Source organism: Inhella sp., from assembly GCF_027532025.1.
Lineage (GTDB): Bacteria > Pseudomonadota > Gammaproteobacteria > Burkholderiales > Burkholderiaceae_C > Inhella.
Window position 1 is genome coordinate 35,198 of sequence record NZ_JAPZSY010000035.1, and the last position, 18,852, is coordinate 54,049.

Annotated in this window: 13 protein-coding genes; 5 read left to right on the forward strand and 8 right to left on the reverse strand. The window is 65.4% G+C overall.

Going from position 1 to position 18,852, the window contains the following annotated elements; translation table 11 throughout:
* Nucleotides 1-85: 85 nt before the first annotated feature.
* The 6 genes from O9335_RS06535 to O9335_RS06560 are packed head-to-tail and all read right to left on the reverse strand — an operon-like array spanning nucleotide 86 to nucleotide 11,197.
* The gene (locus tag O9335_RS06535) at nucleotides 86-2,797 is read right to left on the reverse strand and encodes a DEAD/DEAH box helicase family protein (protein WP_298385348.1); all 2,712 of its coding nucleotides are present in this window, start codon (nucleotides 2,795-2,797) and stop codon (nucleotides 86-88) included.
* Nucleotides 2,794-3,867 (reverse strand): virulence RhuM family protein, encoded by a 1,074-nt coding sequence (locus O9335_RS06540; protein ID WP_298385351.1) that lies wholly within the window; start codon nucleotides 3,865-3,867, stop codon nucleotides 2,794-2,796. The genes O9335_RS06535 and O9335_RS06540 overlap by 4 nt, the downstream gene beginning before the upstream one ends.
* Nucleotides 3,864-5,528, reverse strand: a complete 1,665-nt coding sequence (locus tag O9335_RS06545) for a DNA methyltransferase (protein WP_298385355.1) — start codon at nucleotides 5,526-5,528, stop codon at nucleotides 3,864-3,866. The genes O9335_RS06540 and O9335_RS06545 overlap by 4 nt, the downstream gene beginning before the upstream one ends.
* A gap of 4 nt (nucleotides 5,529-5,532) precedes the next feature.
* Entirely contained in the window at nucleotides 5,533-7,293 is a 1,761-nt protein-coding gene (locus O9335_RS06550; RefSeq protein WP_298385358.1) for an AIPR family protein, read from the reverse strand.
* The gene (locus O9335_RS06555; protein ID WP_298385361.1) at nucleotides 7,293-10,172 is read right to left on the reverse strand and encodes an SNF2-related protein; all 2,880 of its coding nucleotides are present in this window, start codon (nucleotides 10,170-10,172) and stop codon (nucleotides 7,293-7,295) included. Before O9335_RS06555 ends, O9335_RS06550 begins: the two co-directional genes overlap by 1 nt.
* Nucleotides 10,173-10,207: 35 nt before the next feature.
* Nucleotides 10,208-11,197, reverse strand: coding sequence for a nuclease-related domain-containing protein (locus O9335_RS06560; RefSeq protein WP_298385364.1), 990 nt, complete (start codon nucleotides 11,195-11,197; stop codon nucleotides 10,208-10,210).
* 234 nt (nucleotides 11,198-11,431) lie between these two features.
* Between O9335_RS06560 and O9335_RS06565 the strand changes: the two genes are divergently transcribed.
* On the forward strand, nucleotides 11,432-13,666 hold the full coding sequence (locus tag O9335_RS06565) for a helicase-related protein (protein ID WP_298385367.1): 2,235 nt from the start codon (nucleotides 11,432-11,434) through the stop codon (nucleotides 13,664-13,666).
* A 104-nt stretch (nucleotides 13,667-13,770) separates the two neighbouring features.
* Here O9335_RS06565 and O9335_RS06570 read toward each other — a convergent pair whose 3' ends face one another.
* Nucleotides 13,771-14,907 (reverse strand): aminotransferase class V-fold PLP-dependent enzyme, encoded by a 1,137-nt coding sequence (locus tag O9335_RS06570; protein ID WP_298385370.1) that lies wholly within the window; start codon nucleotides 14,905-14,907, stop codon nucleotides 13,771-13,773.
* Nucleotides 14,908-15,059: 152 nt separating this feature from the next.
* On the opposite strand from O9335_RS06570, the gene O9335_RS06575 reads away from it, so the two are divergent.
* The 3 genes from O9335_RS06575 (at nucleotide 15,060) to O9335_RS06585 (ending at nucleotide 17,838) form a co-directional block, all read left to right on the forward strand.
* The gene (locus tag O9335_RS06575) at nucleotides 15,060-16,286 is read left to right on the forward strand and encodes a CaiB/BaiF CoA-transferase family protein (protein ID WP_298385373.1); all 1,227 of its coding nucleotides are present in this window, start codon (nucleotides 15,060-15,062) and stop codon (nucleotides 16,284-16,286) included.
* Between the two features lie 114 nt (nucleotides 16,287-16,400).
* On the forward strand, nucleotides 16,401-17,255 hold the full coding sequence (locus tag O9335_RS06580) for a MipA/OmpV family protein (RefSeq protein ID WP_298385376.1): 855 nt from the start codon (nucleotides 16,401-16,403) through the stop codon (nucleotides 17,253-17,255).
* Nucleotides 17,248-17,838, forward strand: a complete 591-nt coding sequence (locus O9335_RS06585; protein ID WP_298385379.1) for a lipocalin family protein — start codon at nucleotides 17,248-17,250, stop codon at nucleotides 17,836-17,838. Before O9335_RS06580 ends, O9335_RS06585 begins: the two co-directional genes overlap by 8 nt.
* A 159-nt stretch (nucleotides 17,839-17,997) precedes the next feature.
* Here O9335_RS06585 and O9335_RS16715 read toward each other — a convergent pair whose 3' ends face one another.
* Nucleotides 17,998-18,249: a hypothetical protein gene (locus O9335_RS16715; protein WP_367185409.1), complete on the reverse strand. Its 252-nt coding sequence runs from the start codon at nucleotides 18,247-18,249 to the stop codon at nucleotides 17,998-18,000.
* Between O9335_RS16715 and O9335_RS06590 the strand changes: the two genes are divergently transcribed.
* Nucleotides 18,174-18,731 (forward strand): DUF2242 domain-containing protein, encoded by a 558-nt coding sequence (locus O9335_RS06590; protein WP_298385381.1) that lies wholly within the window; start codon nucleotides 18,174-18,176, stop codon nucleotides 18,729-18,731. The two genes, O9335_RS16715 and O9335_RS06590, sit on opposite strands and share 76 nt — an antisense overlap.
* Nucleotides 18,732-18,852: the final 121 nt, after the last annotated feature.

The following is an 18,852-nucleotide window of genomic DNA, read 5'->3' on the forward strand; positions in this document are numbered from 1 at the left end:
AAAAGAAGCGGCCTGACAACTTTCGTTGCCAGGCCGTTTTGCTTGCGGGTTGTGTAGCGCTTGCCTGGGCGAGCCTACTAAGCAGTCACGTTAACGTCTGGAAATCCACCAGTCGCTTGTCCTCGGTAACCACATCGTGTGGCACCAGCAGGTACTTCCACGGTTTTCCTCCGGCGGTCTTAGCGTGATCCGATGCATGCCGACACCAGGTTGCCCCGGCCTCCGCCTTTGCCTTCACGTCCGTAGCTTCTAGTTCGTTGCGTGCCTTGGTCTCAACCATTAGCACGGCCGCTTCGGTCTCTACGACGAAGTCGGGGATGTACTCGGGGTGCTTAGCGCCGTCGCGGTAGTAAATCTGGAACTGTCCCTTCACCGGCTTGAACCACTTCTCGGCGTCGCGCTCCAAGATCTTGGCAAACCGCAGCTCCGTGCCCGAGTCGAACTTCTGCAACGGGTACAAGCATTTGCTGAAGTGGCCGAACACCATCTGCTTGATGCGCGAGCTGTCGTCCACCGTGTCGCGGTAGTTCCGAACCACCTCACCAGAACCCACGGTGAAAGTTGGCGCCTTAAGCGCCGTAAACCCGCGTCGAACATCCGCGACGTAGCTCTGCGCTGCATCGTAGTGATGCACCGCCATTTGCGCATGTAGGTTGTCGGCAATCAGCTGCCGGTCCAGGTCTAGCACATTGCGCACTTCGTCTTCGTCGCGCAGATAGCTCCGCAAGTGCTCCACCACCTGGCCAGCTAGGTCGTAAAGCAGCTCGGCGTGGGTGTTGTAGTCGATGTCGTCGAAGTCAATCAGCTTGTGGACGATGTAGTCCTCCAGCCGCCGTTCGCGCGGCCCCTGCTGGGCTGAAAGCGTGGACTGCTGATTCGTGCGCAGGTTCTGCAACACCAGCGAGCGGTCCTTAGGTTGCAGGTGCAAACCGCTGACATCTACCTTGAAGGGCCGGAAGCCGCTGCTGACCTCTCCTTGCGGAACCACCACGATGCGAGGGATGTCGATGGTCTTTCGCAGCACTGCTTCCAGCGTTCGCTGCACGACATCGGCGACATCCAGCGTCGTCGATGCGGCCGTGTCGTCGCCCACCAAGTCCAGCTGCTCGGGGGGAAGTCTCTCCTGCACCGCCTGGGCGATCGCCGCCTGAATGTCTGGGCGCAGGAGCGCTTGCCGGGTCGGCGCCTCGTCTCTGCGCGTCTCGTATTGCGCGACCGCTTCCATCACCGCCATCACGGCCGCTTGTTCGCGCTCGCTGGTAAACAGAGGCGCCGCAGGCGCCATGCTGCGCATCAGCGGGTTGCTGGCGTCAGGACTATTCACCCCCAAGTCGCCCAGCAGGCTTGGCGTCACGGTCACGCTTTGCATGCCAGTGCCCGAGCTGTCCGGTGCATCCAGGATCAAGGTCTTCAGCCGAATCGGTGAGTCACTGCGATTGGCGTCGTCAATGATTTCTTGGAAGCGGTCGTGCGCAATGATGTTCAACCGGTCCACAGCCTCGACGCCGGTTCGCTTGCCATAGGGCAGGCGCAGGCCGCGGCCGATGGATTGTTCGACCAGCGTGCGTGCGTTGGCAGCGCGCAGCGGCACGATCGTGTACAAATTTGTGACGTCCCAGCCTTCCTTCAGCATGTTCACGTGGATGACGATCTCGGTTGGCTCGTCCACGCTCTCCACCGCCAGCAGCTTTCGCACCATCTCCTCTTCCTCGGCGCCGCTCTTGCTGCTATCCACCTGGATGACCTTGCCGCGGTAGCGACCAGAGAAGAAGCCGTCACCCTGCAGATAGGCGAGGAGGCTGCTGGCATGCGTGGTGTCGCGAGCAATCACGAGCATGAAGGGCTTCACCTCCTTCACTTCCTGGGAGCGCGAGTAGGTCTTCAGCTCCACCTTGGTGGTCTCATGCACGCGCACACCGTCCTGCAGCTTCACGCGCTCCACTTCTTCGGGCGGCATGGCCCTGGCGTCGAAGTTGCGCTGCGTCACCACCGCCGGCTCTTTCACGAAGCCGTCTTCCATTGCACGTGCCAGCGGGTAGTCCACCACCACGTTCTTGAAGGGCACCGGACCCTTGGTGGTCTCCACAAAAGGCGTGGCCGTCAGCTCCAGGCCCAGCACAGGCTGGAGTTCGTTGATGGCGCGTAGGCCGGCCGTGGCGCGGTATCGGTGCGACTCATCCATCAGCAGCACAAGATCCGGCAACGCAGCCAAGTAGTCGAAGTAGCTCTGGCCGATGTACTCGCTGAGTCGCTTGATGCGCGGCGCCTTGCCGCCGCGCACTTCCGAACTGATCTTGGCGATGTTGAAGATGTTGATGCGAACGCCCGACCACAAGTCCTGCAGCTGCGGCGCCTGCTCCTCGTAGTTGTCTCCGGTGATGACGACCGGCGGCGCGGTCACGAACTCGGCCACACCCTTGAACACGTACTTCGGCGTGTTCGGCGTGAAGTCGCCAATCAGCTTGTCGTAGATCGTCAGGTTCGGCGCCAGAACGAAGAAGTTGCGCACGCCGTAGGTCTGGTGCAGATAGGCGATGAAGGCGCCCATCAGCCGTGTCTTGCCCACGCCGGTGGCCAGCGCAAAACATAGCGAGGGGAAGTCGCGTTCGAAGTCCTGCAGCGTCGGGAACATTCCCTTCATCGCCGCCAGCGCGGCGGCCATCTCGCTGGCGTCGCGCCCGTGCTTCAGCAGATCAGGGCTGGCCTCGATGGCCCGCGCCAACTTCTCCAGGCTGTTGGCCTGCGGTGGCCGCAGGCTCAGGCGGCCGACGATGGCATTGACCTCACGCTGACTCATGAACTACCCTTCTTCTTGCTTGTCGATCCAACAGCCTGCTTGGCCTTGGCAACCCGCTCCAGCGCCTTCACCGGCTGCAGCAGTGCGGCCTCAAAGTCCTGTTCGGCCTTGCTGGGCAGTGCCTTCTGTTGGCTTTGGTAGCGCTCGAACTCGCCGTGCGCCTTGGCCTGCGCGGCCTCGGCGCTGATGTGCCCCGCATTCGTCAGCACCTCGCGGCCGGACAGGCGCAGGAAGTCGTCCAGCTTGGCGATCCACTGCGCCATCGTCACCGCATGTCGGTTCAAGGCTTGCAACTCAGCGAACTCCAGGTAGGCATTGACCACGCGGTTCAACACCTCCAGTTCGTCCTGCGTCAGGTAGTTCTTGGCCACCACGGCATCGCTCTTGCGCGGCGCCCCACCCTGGCTCGCGGCTGCCCAGCTGGTCAGCCCCATGTGCGGCTGGCCGGCGTCGGCGCGCAGGGCCACCAGCTCGGCGGCAGTGTGGCCGTGCGCAGCCCAATGCATCTTGTTCTGCACGGTGGCAAAAAAGCGCTGCGAAGCCTCGGCGCTAGGGTCGTAGTCGATGCTGGTCGCGTAGATGTCCAGCACCTTGCGCCAGAACATCTTCTCCGACGAGCGGATGTCGCGAATGCGCGCCAGCAGCTCGTCGAAGTAGTCGGCGTCAGCACCACGCTTGAAGCGCTCGTCGTCCAGCGCGAAGCCCTTCACCAAATAGGTCTTCAGCGTATCGCTGGCCCATTGGCGGAACTGCACGCCCCGGTGCGATCGCACCCGATACCCCACGGCCAGAACCACGTCCAGGTTGTAGTGCTTCAGTTCGCGCCGCACCGTGCGGCTGCCTTCGGCGCGAACCTGTAAGTACGGCTTACAGGTTGCGCTTTCCAGCAGTTCGCCATCCGCGTAGATCGCGCGGATGTGCTGGGTGATGTTCTGCGGCGTGCTCTGGTACAGCTCGGCCAGCTGCTGCTGCGTCAACCACAGGCTGTTGCCGGCCAAACGCACCTGAATGCGCGCGCGCCCGTCCTCGGCCTGGTAGAGCAGCAGCTCGCCGTCGTCGCCGTGCGTCACGCCACCGGCTCCTCGCCAAACAGATCGTCCTGCGAGGGTTGTACCGCTGGCGCCTGGGCCATGGGCAGGTTCTTCACGTTCAGGCTGTAGTCGTCGTGGCCCCACTCGCAGCGATCCTTGACCATCTTGGGGATCTTCTTGATCGTCAAGTTCGGCCAGCGTTCGGCTGCCTGGGCGGCCGTCACACCACGGTAGGCGCCGCAGCACACCAGCAGCGACCGGTCCTCGCCCAACTCCTCGCTCAGTGCGGCCAGTTGTTCGGCGCTCAGGGTCTGCGTGGTCACATAGATTAAGTCGCGCTCGCTGCTATGGCCGTGCTGCCACCACAGCGCATCCGAAGGCGCATAGGTAAAGCCCTCCAGCTTGCACATGGCCGCGGCCAGCATGGCCGGATCGTAGGCCGGGTTGATCACCAGATTGCCCCAGCGGTCGGTTTTCAGCAGCGTGGGCGCCAGGGTGTAGTAGCGAAAACCGCCGCCGCCTTTCCATCCGGTGGATTCCGTGACGCCGCCCCGGTCCTCGCCGTCAATGACCTTTTTCAAACGAGGAACGATATGGGTATCAGCGTGGTCGCCAATTTCCACCATGATCCAACGGCGGCCCATTTTGTGGGCGACGGCGCCGGTAGTGCCGGAGCCTCCAAATGAATCAAGTACCAGATCGCCTGGATTGGTCGCGATAGTGAGTACACGCTGGAGTAACGCTTCGGGCTTGGGTGTGATAAAGCCAGAGTCGCCGAACAAGGCAAGAATTTCACGCTTGGCATCTTGATTGCCCGTGACTTCTTTATACGGCCACCAAGTACGTGCAATCACGCCTTGTTTCGCGTTCTTGAGATAAACCTTCCGAGTTGGCATGGCATTGCCGTCTTTGCCGAAATAAATTTCCCCGGAGGCACGCTGGCGATTGAACTCATCAAGGGGTAAGGCCCAATGGCGACCAGCGGCGGGCTTCACCGTTCGACCGGACGGCAGGATCACTTCATACCGATATTTCTCGCGTTTGGCGCCGTCCTCAGTTCTAACGTCAAGGGGGTAGGTGCGCCAGGGTCCATCAGGATCATTATCTAAGTTCTTGAAACGCCCCTGCTGCTCGTCACTTCGGGGGAGCATATTCCACCCAGAATCAAACCACTTCTCAGACCGTGCATAAACCAGCAAATGATCATGATCTGCGCTCAGGCCCCGTCCATTGCTCTTCGGTGTATATACCTTCTCCCACACCACATTTGCGACGAAGTTTTTCCGTCCGAAAACCTCGTCACACAAAACCTTCAGGTAATGGCTTTCGGTGTCGTCGATAGTTATCCAAAGGGAGCCATTTGGCGCCAATAGGCCTCGAATCAACTCAAGCCGGTCTCTCATTAGCCCTAGCCAAATGGAGTGCTCAACCCCATCATCGTAGTGTTCAAACGCACTGCCGGTGTTATACGGAGGATCGATGAATACGCACTTAACCTTTCCAGCAAACTCGCTCTCAAGCGCCTTAAGTGCAAGAAGGTTATCACCCTTAATAAGGCGGTTGTCAAAATGATCGGTGTCACCAAGGCGGTGCTTAGCATGGTAACTGCGCTCGGTGTTCTCAAATAGAACTCGCGGCTCCAGCCGCGGTCGCAGCTCTTTACCAATCCACGTCAGTTCTAGTTTTTGATGCTGTGCCATGCCGTCATTGTCCTTGTGCTGCCGCCAACGCAGCCATGGTCTTGGCTTTGAGCCGACGCAAGTTCTCGGCTTGCCGCATAACAGCGACCGGCAACTCCCCACCCCAGTCTTCGGCGTCATAAGCCGCCCTGACCGCCCGCCGGATTTCATCAAGATCGCTGGAGATGCGGCCGCGCTCCGGGGTGGTCAGGCGCAGCGTTGCTGCATCCTGCAGCGCACCCGCGCGCAGCAGCACCAAGTGCATCGCCAAGTTCGCCAGCGCCAGCTCTTTGTCCGCCTGCTCGGGGGCGGCCGCTTCCATGGCAGCCGCATCGTCTTCCACCGTGTTGCGCATGAGCCGGCCCATCTGTACGACGCGCCATAGCCTGCGGGCTGTCAGGTGGTCGGGGAACAGGCGCTTGTACGCCGATTGCGCTGGGTCCGCAACTGCTTGACCCTTGAAGTCGGCTCGGGTATCCCAAAGCGATGCCGGCCCGTCGCTACCCGCCGCAAGCAGGAGCGCCTCAGGCCAGCAGGTTTTGTCGCTCAGCGCGAGCGCTAGGAAGCGGGCGGCGTCCTGTGCGGTGAACACGGAGTCTCCGGGCGCTGGGTCAACACTGCTGGGCTTGTAGATATAGGTGATGCCAGACGCTTTCAGCGTGCGGCGCCAGTTCTCCTGGTTGTCGTCGAGCGCCATGAAGTCCTGCAGCAGGACGGCGTTCTGGTTGTTGCGGTAGCGGGTTACGCGGTCGCCAAACTCGGCGTCGTCGGCCGGGTTGGCCTCGATGCAGGTCACCAGAACGCTGGCACGGCCCAGATCTGCATCGGGTAGGTCTTCGCGGGCTACGGTCCCTGCAGTCTGCGCGCCGTTGATGACCGACACGCCCTCGAGCCTAAAGCGCCCTTGGCTTCGGTTCAATGGCATGTTGCCGACCTGGGTGATGCGCTCACAGAGCAAGGTCACGCCATTGTTGAAGTACACGAAATGCTCGGGCTCGCCCCGCAGGGTGCCGAGCATTTCCTCGTTCACGCGCGATGAGCCGCGGTAGCGGCGAATGTTGGCGCGTACCAGCGCGTTGTCATGTTTCCGGTACAGCGCGGCTAGCTCTGCCACCCGCATGACGCCAAAGAAGCTTCGTCGTGGGCGCTCCACCATGCCGTAGTTGCGCAGTTCGATCTCTTCGGTGAACACGGCCTCGGCGCGCGAGGCCATCAACGCGTCATGGAAGTCATTGAGGCCGAAGCGTATGAAGCGGGCACGTTCGGGCTGCACGGCGTTGATATCGGTTAGCAGGTCCTTAAACATGTCCAGCCGGTCGTCGCCGAGCGAGGTGCCGGTGTAGGCCAGTGCTACCCGCACGGTGTACAGGTCGCCCATGGCGCGCTGCAGTGCAGCTCGCTTGGCATTCAGCGCGGCGTTGAAGCGGCCAAACTCGCCGGCCAACAGGTCGCGGACCCCGCGCACGAACTCGCCCACCTCATGCAGTCCCGGCTCGCCGATGCCGCTGTGGTGGTACTTCGATTGCACCAGCCAGATCACCTGCGTCGGACTGATCCAGACGGCGTCAATGCCATGGTCGCCTCCCCCGTCGATAGAAGCCTCGACTGCCTCCGCCTTGCTGACGCCTGCGTTAACCACCAAAAAATGGGCGGCCACGGCTTTCGACAGAAAGTTGCGTTCGCGTTGCTGTTCGTTGTCGCCCTTGCCCTGGATCAGCAACTCGTACTGCTGCGTGAGATAGGCCTGCAGTTGCTGGATCTGTAGCGGCCTTGGCTCTGTGGCCATCAAATCAACTCCCATTGAATGACGAAGAGGTCTTTCAGCTGGCTGTGCCGTGACAGTCGGCCCTCCAGCTCTTCGATGAGCGCGCTGCGCTGGGCATCAATCTCGTCTTGCCGGTCAAAGATGCGCCGCCGCAGCTGATTGCGCTTGTCTTCCAGCTCGCGCTGGCGTTTCTGCCAGTGCAGCTTCTCGTCCAGCGTGGGTGCAAGGCTGGCGCTGCGGCGCAGGTCCTTGATCTCGCGATCCAGCTCCTTGACCTCGTGCTCCAGACCGTTCTTCAGGTCGTCGGCCCAGGCGTCGAGCTTCTCCACCTCGGCATCGAAGTAGCCAAGATTGCGCTGGTTGATGGTCTCCAGCTGTCGGCGCTCCAGCAGCTGAATGCTTTCGTCTAGGCTGCTTGGGATTTCGGCATCAATGGCACTGTCCAGCACCACGGCGGGCAAGCGCAGCAACTTGTCGGCGTCTTCCTCGTGCAAGGCCTCGCCTTGCTCATTGCAAGCGGCGAGCAGTAGGCATTCCTCGCTCGTGCCCATGGCGTCGACGGTGAGCACGCTGAGCTGCAGCCATCCGCTTTGGCCGCGCAGCGGCTTCAGCGTGGCCAGGTGCTTGCCATGCGCGGCGTAGTCGAAGCGCAGGCGGGCCGTGTTCAGCTTTCGGCCGCGGGCCTGCTGAACCAATGCCTGTGCAAGAGGATGGCCGTTGCGGTAGAGGTGGGTCTCACCGCTGCGCCGGGGCAGCTCGTAGCGACCGGGGGGCGCCTGCTCCGGAGAGACGCCCTCGGGCGGATGCCGGAGCGTGAAACCGTGCTCGTCGAACTGCGCGAGCTCGCGCAGTTCGGCGCGCGTCAGGTCCATCAGCCAGTTCTCGAACCGACCGAGTGCGCGCTTGCTCTGTTCGTCGCGGGTCTTGAGCTTCTGCTGCACCGCTTCGTCGAAGTTCTCGAGCAGCAACTGGCGGGTCTTCAGCATGGCGGCGTTGATCTCGGGCGCCAGGTCCAGTTGCAGCTGCTGGAACGACTGCTCGATCTCGTCGCGGCTGCGGCAGGTTTGGTAGATCTCGGCAATGCGGCGCTCGAAGTCCACGCCGCTGCCAATGCTGCCCAGCACCTCGTCACTGGCGCCAAACACGCCTTCGAAGAGTTGGAACTTCTGCGCGAGCAGCTGGTACACGCGTTCGTCCGCCGGGTTGCTCAGGTCCACGAAGTTCACGACGACCACGTCGTGCTTCTGCCCGTAGCGATGGCTACGGCCGATGCGCTGTTCGATGCGCTGCGGGTTCCAGGGCAGGTCGTAATTGATCACCAACGAGCAGAACTGCAGGTTGATGCCCTCGGCGCCGGCCTCGGTGGCAATCATGATGCGTGCTCGGTCGCGAAACTCTTCCACCAGCGCAGCGCGGGTGTCGGCCGTGCGCGAGCCGCTGATGCGGTCGGTGCCTGAGTGGCGCGCCAGCCATTCGGTATGGACCTGCTTGGCTTGCTCGCTGCTGTTGGTGCCGTTGAACAGCACGACCTGCCCTGCATATGGGCTCTGCTCCAGCAAGCTAAGAAGGTAGTCCTGTGTGCGCCTTGATTCGGTGAAGATCAGCGCCTTCTGTTGAGCGCCCAGCTTCTCCAGCTCGGCGAAGGCCTTGCCCAACGCCTGCAGCAGCGCCTGGCCCTTGGCGTTGTCGCGCAGCTGCTGAGCCCGCTGCTGAAACCCGCGCAGCTCGGCCAGCTCTTCGGCGAGGCTGGCGCGCTCGGCCTCAGTGGCTGGCCCGCTGGGCTCCTCCCACTCTTCGGCGGTTTCGTCCAAGGTTTCGTAGTCCTGGTCCAGCGCCTCGGCCAAGTCGGGCGCTGGGGCGCTGCCCAGTTGTTTCTCGAGCCGGTCGGCCATGGTGGCCAGGGCCCCGCCAATGGCGTGGCTGCTGGACGCCAGCAGCTTCCACAGCACCAGCGAGATCAGCTGGCGCTGGCCGTCTGGCAGGGCGTTGAGTTTGGGGCGGCGCAGGTAATCGCCCACCTGCTCGCGCAGCAGCTGCTCGTCCTGGGTCGGCGTGAAGCGTTCCACCAGTGGAATGCGGCGTGTGTAGGAGATATAGGGCTGTACCTGGCGGCGCAGCGTGCGCTGGCAGACGGCCTGAAGCCGGCTGCGCAACTTGGCCAAGGTGTTGGGGTTGGCCACACCCCCGAACTGATCGCGGAAGCTGTCGAGATCGCCGAACACACGGTCGTCGATCAGGCTGACCAGGCCGTACAGCTCCAGCAGCGAGTTCTGCAGCGGCGTGGCGGTGAGCAGGACCTTGGGGGCGTGTGCCAGCGCCTGTTTGAGCGTGTTGCCAATGACGTTGCTGGGCCGGTAGACATTGCGCAGGCGATGCGCTTCGTCCAGCACCACCAGATCCCACGGCACGCGCCGCAGGTCGTCGGCCTTGGTCTTGGCGAACTGGTAGGAACAGATGCCGATCTGGCCCTCGAGCTCGAAGGGGTTCGCATTGCCGCTCTTCTTGAGCTGTCGGTAGCTGGCGGCTTCAAGGATGGTGGCTTGCAGGCTGAATTTGTCCTGCAGCTCCTGATGCCACTGTTTGCGCAGATTGGCTGGCACCACGATGAGGATGCGCCGTCGCCGCTCGGCCCAGCGCTGCGCGATGACCAGGCCGGCTTCGATGGTTTTGCCCAGACCGACTTCGTCGGCCAGGATCACGCCCTTGGACAGCGGACTCTGAAAGGCGAACAGCGCGGCGTCAACCTGGTGAGGGTTCAGATCGACCTGGGCATCGACGAGCGTGGACGTCAGCAAGTCGTCTGCGTCGCCCCCCATGCGCCTCGACAACTGCCAAGCGATGTACTGGGTTTGGTAGTGAGTGAGGGCGGAGGGCACAGAGCGAGGGAGAACGGTGAGCAAGGCGTGATGGTGGCAGAGCTAATGGCTTCCGGAGCTTAGGCAAACTCGGTCTGATGCTCGCGACAGTACTGCAGGCCGCCAAATCGCTTGGCGTTGTTCCAGCAAAACTTGCCCTCGGGGTAGGTGATCTTCACGCCGCAGGTGGCGCAGAAGAGGCGCTTGGCGGCTGCATCAACTCGCGCGGCGGTCGGTGCGAGGGCGGCTTGTGGCGCTGGTTCTTCCGGTACGCGTGCTGCAACGGATGGGGCAGCCGCCTGTTGAGTGACGAGGGCGTCTGGTGCTGACGGAGATGCCTTGGGCCGCATGAACTCCGGCAACGCCAGTTGGTCGTCAGGCCGGTGTTGACGCGCGAGCTTCTCACCCCACTCTTTGACGGTAGCCGCAGACCGGAAGTTCACCGCCACGCTGAGTGCGCCCAGGCCGCTGAATGCCGCATCGATGTACCGCTGGCGCCATTCCGCGAACTGGTCGGCCTTGATGACGTTGCGGGTGTCGTAGCGCTTGGCGTCAGGCCGCTGGATGATGGCCTTGGGGTGAAACATCACCACGTGGTGGAACTTGGGCTCGGTGCCAAAGCGGCCGCTGATATCCAGGCCCTCCAGCAGCTTGCGCAGCACGCGCTCATGGCGTTGGCTTTGTGAGACTGGGGACTCAATACCTTGGCGATGACCGCTTCTGTAGGTGACGGTGAACTCGCCGGCATCGTTGATGGTCACATTGCCATTGAAGCACTTGGTCTCGATCAGGATGAAGTCGGCTGCGCGGTTGATGACCAGGTGGTCGATCTGGGCCTCGTCGTCGCCGACCTTGATGCGGAGGTCGTGAATGACGGCGTGGTTCTCACTGTCGCGCAACAAGCTCTCGATGTGAAACGCTGCGTCGCGTTCGCCTTCGATGCCCTTCTTCACGCGCCAGTACGCGTCTTTGAGCCACTCACGCTGCCGGGCGTCCAGCGCTGGCGAGGACTGCAGCTCCTCCAGCAGCTTCAAGCGCTTCGACTTGTCATCGGCTGCTTTGATCAACATCTTGTTTGGCTCTCCCCGTTTTGTGGTCGGCATTCTCGCCATGGAAGCCCGGCGCAGCGGCGCTGAACGTTGGGCCGACCGTAGCCCACGCGTGTCGTGATTGGTGCGGCGTATGTCGCGCCCGACGACACGTCAACGAAACGTGTTCTTGTTTGATTGACATGACGACATGAGGCCGTCCCCACCTCAAAGCGGCCGACATGGAGCGCCCGCCGCGTCTGTTCCACTTCGGGCGTGAACCCTCCTGCCAGCCCACCCGCGCCCAAGCCCCACCCCCCGGCCCCGCTTTTCCCTCTGCCCCAGCCCCGCCACGCGGCCCGCCTGCCGGCTGGCCTGACGCCCGAGGACTGGCAACGCCTGCGCCAGGCGGCGCATGTGCTGCCGCAGGTGCTGCACCCCGACGACTTGGAGGAGGGCAGCGACGAGGCGCTGGAACGCCTGGGCGCCATTCAGATTGCCAAGGCCGCCGCTGGCGGGCGGCCGAGCCGTTGGATCTTGCCGCAGCACGTGGCCGTGGCGCTGGCGCAGTTGCAGGCCACGCCGATGGCGAACGACCTTCGGCCCCGGCTGCAGGCGCGCTGGCAGCAGCTGGAGTCGATGGGGTTGCAGCGCGAGGGCTTGCTCTTCACCCGCCTGTGCCAACAACCGCTCTTGCTGGCGCATGAGGGCTGGCGCATTGAGCTGGCGCACCGCGTGCCGGTGATGGAAGAGCCCGTGTGGGCCTTTTTGCGCGATGGGGACCTGGCTGCGCTGCGCCAGGCGCTGGGCCAGATGCCGCCTTACTCGCACGGGGCGGAGCTGACCCTGCACCTGAACCATTTGGTGGCGCGCAGCGAGGCCATAGGCAAAGACAGCCAGCTGGCCGCGCTGCTGGTGCGCCTGCAGGCCGAGTGCAGCGTGGCCATGCCTTTTGAGGACCTGAAAGCCGCGCTGACCCGTGCGCAGGACCGCTGGGAGCAGGCGGTGGGCGAGCAGGACCGGCTGGCCAGCCTGGGCCGCGAGCTGGCCTTCCGCGGCTACCCGGACAGCTTTGAGACGGCGCGCCAGCTGGGCCGGCGCGTCACGCTTTACTTGGGGCCGCCGAACAGCGGCAAGACGTACGCGGCGTTCGAGCAACTGGCGCAAGCGCGCTCCGGGGCCTACCTCGCCCCGCTGCGCCTGCTGGCGCTGGAAGGGCGCGACCGCTTGGTGGGGCGCGGCGTGGCGTGCTCGCTGCTGACCGGCGAAGAGAGCGTGCCGGCCGAGAACGCGCGGGTGGTGAGCAGCACCATCGAGATGGCCGACACCCGCGAGCCGGTGGACGTGGCGGTGATTGACGAGGCGCAGATGCTGTTCGACCCCTCGCGCGGCTGGGCCTGGACGCAGGCCATTTGCGGCGTGCCGGCGCGCGAGCTGATCATCATTGCCAGCGCCTACGCCGCGCCGGCGCTGGAGCGCCTGCTGGCGCTGTGCGGCGAACGGCCCGAGCGGCGCGTGTTCGAGCGCAAGCAGCAGGTGCAGTTGTTGGGCGTGCCGGTGCCCATGGCGCACCTGCAGGCGGGCGACGCGGTGGTGGCCTTCAGCCGCCGCGACGTGCTGATGCTGCGCGACCAGATTGCCGAGGCGGGGCACCGCGTCAGCGTGATCTACGGCGCCCTGCCGCCCGAGGTGCGCCGCCGCGAGGCCGAGCGCTTTGCCGTGGGCGCCAGCCAGGTGCTGGTGGCCACGGACGCCATTGGCATGGGGCTGAACCTGCCGATTCGCCGCGTGCTGTTCTCCACCTTGGAGAAGTTCGACGGGGTGGGCGACCGCAGCTTGAGCGTGAGCGAGGTGCACCAGATTGCCGGCCGCGCCGGCCGCTACGGCCTGCACGACGAGGGCTTTGTCAGCGTGCTGAAGGAAAGCGAGGCCAGCTCGCTCAAGAAGCTGCGCGAGCTCTTGCCCAAAGAGCCGCGCGCGCCGCGCGACTTCAAGGCGCCGGTGGCCCCGAACTGGACGCATGTGCGCACCATTGCCGAGCGCATGGGCGTGAAGAAGCTCTATGCCGTGCTGAGCATCTTCATGCAGCAGCTGCGCCTGGACGACGCGCACTTTGCGGTGGCTGAGCTGGAGCAAATGCTGGGCCTGGCCGAGCTGCTGGACCAGCGCGCGGGCGCTTTGAGCCTGCAGCAGCGTTTTCGTTACGCGCAGGCGCCGGTGGACACGCGGTTGCCGCAGCTGATGGAGCACTACGAGGCCTGGGCCACGGCGCATGCGCTGACCGGCCAGGCGGGCGCGCCGCGCTTTGTGGACGACGTGGACGAGCACGCGCGCCTGGACCGCATGGAACAGACCCTGCGCCTGTGCACCCTGTGGCTGTGGCTGGATTTGCGCTTCCCCGGCAGCTACGGCCACGTGGAGGCGGTGCTGGACCTGCGCAGCCGCTTGAACGATGGGATCGAGCGCCAGCTCAAAGGGCGCCGGCCGCTGTGGCAGCGGCGCGGTCGTTAAAAGCTGTTTGACCCCAGTCTGCGGCCTGAACCAAGTTCAGGCCTTCGCCGCCCCCCGAGGGGGTTGAGCCCGCCTTGGGGCGGCCCGGCGGCGGGCTCCTCGGCTCACCCCGTAGTGATCAGCGCGTCGAGTGCGCGCTCGAAGGCGACCACCGTGCGGTCGATGTTTTGCAGCTTGTCCAGCCCGAACAGGCCGATGCGGAAGCTGCGGTAGTCCGCACCCTCGTCGCAGGCCAGCGGCACGCCGGCGGCGATCTGCAGGCCTTGGTCGGCCCAGGCCTTGGTGTTCTGCCACTCGGCGTGCGGGGTGTAGCTCACCACCACGCAAGGCGCCTGGAAGCCGGGCGCGGCCACGCTGGGAATGCCGCGCGACTCCAACAGGCCGCGCACGCGGCGGCCCAGTTCTTCTTGGGCGGCCTTGGCGGCGGCGAAGCCAAAGGCGCGGGTTTCGTGCACGGCGTCGCGCAGCTGCGCCAGGCCGTCGGTGGGGTAGGTGGCGTGGTAGGCCATCTGACCCTGCTCGTGCGCGGCCATGATGGCGGCCCACTTTTTGAGGTCCAGCGCAAAGCTGCTGCTGGTGGTCTCCGCCAATCGCGCCACGGCGCGCGGCGAGAGCATCACCAGGCCGGCGCAGGGCGTGCTGCTCCAGCCCTTTTGCGGTGCGCTGATGAGCACGTCCACGCCGGTTTGCGCCATGTCCACCCACATGGCGCCGGAGGCCACGCAGTCCAGCACGAAGAGGCCGTCGTGCGCGTGCACGGCGTCGGCAATGGCTTGGAGGTGATCGTCCGGCAGCATCAGGCCGGCGGAGGTTTCGACGTGCGGGGCGAAGACCACGGCGGGCTTCGTCTCGCGGATGGTGCTGACGATTTCGTCCAGCGGCGCCGGTGCGAAGGGCGCCGTGGCGCCGGGCTGCGCGCGGCGTGCCTTGAGCACGGTGGACGAGGAGGCCACGCCCGCCATCTCGAAGATTTGCGTCCAGCGGTAGCTGAACCAGCCGTTGCGCACGATGAGCACGTGCTTGCCGCCCGCAAACTGGCGGGCCACGGCCTCCATGCCGTAGCTGCCCCCACCGGGCACCACCACGGCCGCGGCGGCGTTGTAGACCTCCTTCAGGCCCGCGGACAGCTCTTGCATGACCGTGGCGAAGCGCTTGGAGAGGTGGTTCAGCGAGCGGTCGGTGTAGACGACGGAGTACTCGAGCAAACCATCGGGGTCGATGTGGGGGTGCAAGCCGGGCATGGGGTTCCGCCTTCGGGGCATGGCTGGGGCGGCCGAGTGTAGGAAACCGAGGCGGGCCGCACCGGGACGCTGCACGGCGCTTCACGCAAGAAGAAGGCACGCGCCATGGCTGACAGACGCTGGCCGCAGGGCCGCATTTCCACAATGCCGCCATGCAGCAACCCACCCCGCGCCCCCCTTTGCCCTCATGCAGCTTGCCGCTTGCGGGCTTGCGGGTGGTCGAGATGGGCCAGCTCATCGCCGGGCCTTTTGTGGGCAAGACCTTGGGCGACTTCGGGGCCGAGGTGATCAAGATCGAATCGCCGCAGGGCGGCGACCCCCTGCGCACCTGGCGCTTGATGCAGGACGGCACCTCGGTGTGGTGGCAGGTGCAGTCGCGCAACAAGCGCTCGCTGGCGCTGGACCTGCGCACGCCCGAGGGGCAAGACCTGGCGCGCCGCTTGATTGCCGAGGCCGATGTGCTGGTGGAGAACTTTCGGCCCGGCGCGCTGGAGCGCTGGGGCCTGGGCTACGAGGCCCTGTCCACCCTGAACCCGGGCTTGGTGATGCTGCGCATTTCGGGCTACGGGCAGAGCGGGCCGTACCGCGACCGGCCGGGCTTCGGGATGATTGGCGAGGCCATGGGCGGCCTGCGCCATCTGACGGGCGAGCCCGACCGGGTGCCGGTGCGCTGCGGGGTGTCGATTGGCGACACCCTGGCGGCGCTGCACGGCGTGATCGGGGTGCTCACCGCGCTGTACCACCGCAAGGCCAACGGCGGACCGGGGCAGGTGATCGACGTGGCGCTGCACGAGGCGGTCTTCAACTGCATGGAAAGCCTGCTGCCCGAGTACAGCGCCGCGGGCGTGGTGCGCCAACCGGGGGGCTCGGCGCTGCCGGGCATTGCACCGAGCAATGCCTACCGCTGCGCGGACGGGGTGGTGCTGGTGGCGGGCAATGGCGACTCCATCTTCAAGCGGCTGATGCACGCCATCGACCGCGACGACCTGGGCATGGACCCGGCGCTGGCGCAGAACGCCGGGCGGGTGGCGCGCGTGGCGGAGATCGACGCGGCCATCGAAGCCTGGACGCTGACCCGCGGCGTGGACGAGGTGCTGGCGACGCTGACCGCCGCCGATGTGCCGGTGGGCAAGGTGTACACGGCGGCGGACATTGCCGCCGACCCGCACTACCAGGCGCGGGACATGCTGTTGACGCAAACCACGCACGAGGGCCGCGTGCTGACGGTGCCAGGCATCGTGCCCAAGCTGCTGGGCACGCCGGGTGCCTTGCGCACGCCAGCCCCGCGCCTGGGCGAAGACACCGACGCCGTGCTGGCCGAGTTGGGCCTGAGCCCCTCGCAGGTGGCGGCGCTGCGCGAGCGCGGCATCGTGGCCTGAGCGGCCGAAGGCCGGCAGGCAAAGCCCCCGGCCACCCGGGACCTTGCAGGCCATCTTTCCAAAATGAACTATTTAGTTCAGAATGCGACCAGAAGGTTTCGCAGGGAGCAAGCCATGACTTCATTCGATCGCGCCGGCCGGGGCCTGTTGGCGGCCATCACGCTGGTGGCCTTGGCCGCCGCAGTGCCCGCCCTGGCCGCAGAGCCCGCGCGCGGCGGCCCGCCGCTGTGGGAGCTGGGAGGCGCGGTGTTTGGCGTGTCGCAGCAGGCCTACCCGGGGGCGGACGAACACCTGAACCGCGCGCTGGTGCTGCCCTACTTCATCTACCGCGGCAAGGTGCTGCGCGCCGACCGCGAAACGGCGGGCTTGCGCGCCTTCAAAACCGAGCGCTACGAGCTGGACGTGGGCGTGGCGGGCGCCTTTGGCGGGGGCGATGACGAGATCAAGGCTCGCCAAGGCATGCGCGAACTGGGCACCCTGGTGGAGCTGGGGCCACGCCTCAAGATCCGACTCGGCGACGGGGGCGGCAACGCCGGCAGCTGGCGCCTGGACCTGCCGGTGCGCGGCGTGTTCGACCTGAACGACCGCGCCCGCCACCGCGGCATGGCCTTTGAGCCGGAACTCTCGTTCCAGCGGCAAGCCGCCGGGGGCTGGCGGTACAGCACGGGGCTGAGCGCCATCGTGGCCGACCGCCGTTTGGCCGATCACTTTTACGGGGTGAGCGCCCTGGACGCCCGCGTTGGCCGGGCTGCCTACGCCGCCGAAAGCGGCCTGGTGGCTTGGCGCTTGTCGGTGTCGGCCACGCGCGCTTTGGGGCGCGACTGGCGTGTGTTTGGCTTCGCCCGCTTGGACAGCGTGGCCGGCGCCGCCAACGAGAACAGCCCCTTGGTGCGAAAGACCACCGGCACCACCGTCGGCCTGGGGCTGACCTACACCTGGATGCGATCGGAGACCCGCGCGAATGACTGAAGCCCACCCCCTGCTCCGTGCCCTGCCCCTGGCCACCTTGATGGCCTGGAGCCTGAGCACCGCCAGCGCCCAAGCGGCGCCGCCGCTGCCCACGCTGGACGTGAACGCCTACATGGGCCGCTGGCACCAGGTGGCGCTGTACCCCAACCGTTTTCAGGCCCAGTGCCTGGACAGCACGACGGCCACGTACAAGTTGTTGGACGACGGCCGGGTGGAGGTGGCGAACCGCTGCCGCACCAAGGACGGCTGGGATGAAACGGTGGGCGTGGCCCGACCGCGTGAAGGCACGGTGCGCCAAGACGGCGGGCGCCTGCTGGCACCGGCCTCGCTGGAGGTGAGCTTCTTGCCCAAAGCCCTGCGCTGGTTGGGCGTGGGCTGGGGCAAGTACGACGTGGTGCACCTGAGCCACGGCGCGCCGCAAAGCGGCTGGGCCGTGGTGAGCGAACCCAGCAAGCAGTACCTGTGGGTGCTGTCGCGCACGCCGCAGCTGGACGAGGCGCAGTGGACCGCGGTGACGGCCGAGCTGCAGCGCATGGGCTTCGACTTGCAGCGCTTGAAGCGCGAGGCGCCGCCGCGAGGGTGAGCGGCGCGGGGCCTGCGAGTGCCGCTGTGGCTGGAGCAGGGCGCCGTTACGCGTAGGGCTCGAATTGATGGCTGTCCCGGCTGATCAGCAGCATCAGCTTGGAGTGGACGACGAGCTTCTCTTTGCCGAAGGGCATTTCGCGCAGCACACCCAGGTCGGTCAGGTTGTGCAGGCAGCGGGATCCCGCTTGCGGCAGTACGGCGGCTCCAAGATGACGTCCACCAACTCACGGGTGTCGATCTTGGGCCGGCGGGTGCGCACGTGTTTGGTGGTGTGGTCGGCCAGGGCGCAGGCATGCGCAACGGGGGCGCCCCGACTTGGCCACAATCGCCCCGATGCACGCCACCGTCCTTCGCCGTTCCCTCTTGCCGATCGCCTGTGGCTTGGCCCTGCTGGGCGGGTGCACGTCACCGCGCTCCAAGGGCGACCTGAAATCGGCGGTTTATCAGCGCGAGGCCTTCACCGCCGACGAGACCTTCTCGCGCCTGTTCGACACGCCCGTGGCGCAGAGCTGCGAGGCGGCGCGGCGGGCCTTGCTGAGCCAGGGCTACATCGTGTCGCGCGCCGACGAGCGCCAGGTGGTGGGCAGCAAGCGCTTCCAGCCCGAGGGCGAGGTGCACGTGGAGCTGAGCTTCAACATCGTGTGCGCCACCGAGGGCGAGCGCCTGAGCACCCTGTTCGTCAGCGCCCAACAAGACAAGTACGTGCTGAAAAAGAACCCGAACGCGGCCAGCATCGGCGTGAGCGCGGTGGGCTCGATCTCGGTGCCGTTGGGCTCGACCGAGGATTCCTTGGTCAAGGTGGCCAGCGAAACCGTGCCCGCCGGGGTTTTCTACGACCGCTTCTTTGCCCTGGTGCAACGCTTGCTGAAGCAGCAGGCGGAGGGCGGCTGAGCCGGCTTTGTGGCGCGAAAGCCCCAACTTGGGGCGGTTTCGGGGTTTGTTTGACGACTCTAGGGGGGTGCTATCGCGCCCGAAAGGGCGTTTAGCGTTGACAATATGTGCTTCGCACGCT

Excerpts from the sequence above, each read along its gene's own strand:
- O9335_RS06580 (WP_298385376.1), top strand. The coding sequence starts at position 16,401 with ATGACTTCATTCGATCGCGCCGGCCGGGGCCTGTTGGCGGCCATCACG.
- O9335_RS06570 (WP_298385370.1), bottom strand. The coding sequence starts at position 14,907 with ATGCCCGGCTTGCACCCCCACATCGACCCCGATGGTTTGCTCGAGTAC.
- O9335_RS06575 (WP_298385373.1), top strand. The coding sequence starts at position 15,060 with ATGCAGCAACCCACCCCGCGCCCCCCTTTGCCCTCATGCAGCTTGCCG.
- O9335_RS06560 (WP_298385364.1), bottom strand. The coding sequence starts at position 11,197 with ATGTTGATCAAAGCAGCCGATGACAAGTCGAAGCGCTTGAAGCTGCTG.
- O9335_RS06590 (WP_298385381.1), top strand. The coding sequence starts at position 18,174 with ATGCACGCCACCGTCCTTCGCCGTTCCCTCTTGCCGATCGCCTGTGGC.
- O9335_RS06535 (WP_298385348.1), bottom strand. The coding sequence starts at position 2,797 with ATGAGTCAGCGTGAGGTCAATGCCATCGTCGGCCGCCTGAGCCTGCGG.
- O9335_RS06585 (WP_298385379.1), top strand. The coding sequence starts at position 17,248 with ATGACTGAAGCCCACCCCCTGCTCCGTGCCCTGCCCCTGGCCACCTTG.
- O9335_RS06550 (WP_298385358.1), bottom strand. The coding sequence starts at position 7,293 with ATGGCCACAGAGCCAAGGCCGCTACAGATCCAGCAACTGCAGGCCTAT.
- O9335_RS06545 (WP_298385355.1), bottom strand. The coding sequence starts at position 5,528 with ATGGCACAGCATCAAAAACTAGAACTGACGTGGATTGGTAAAGAGCTG.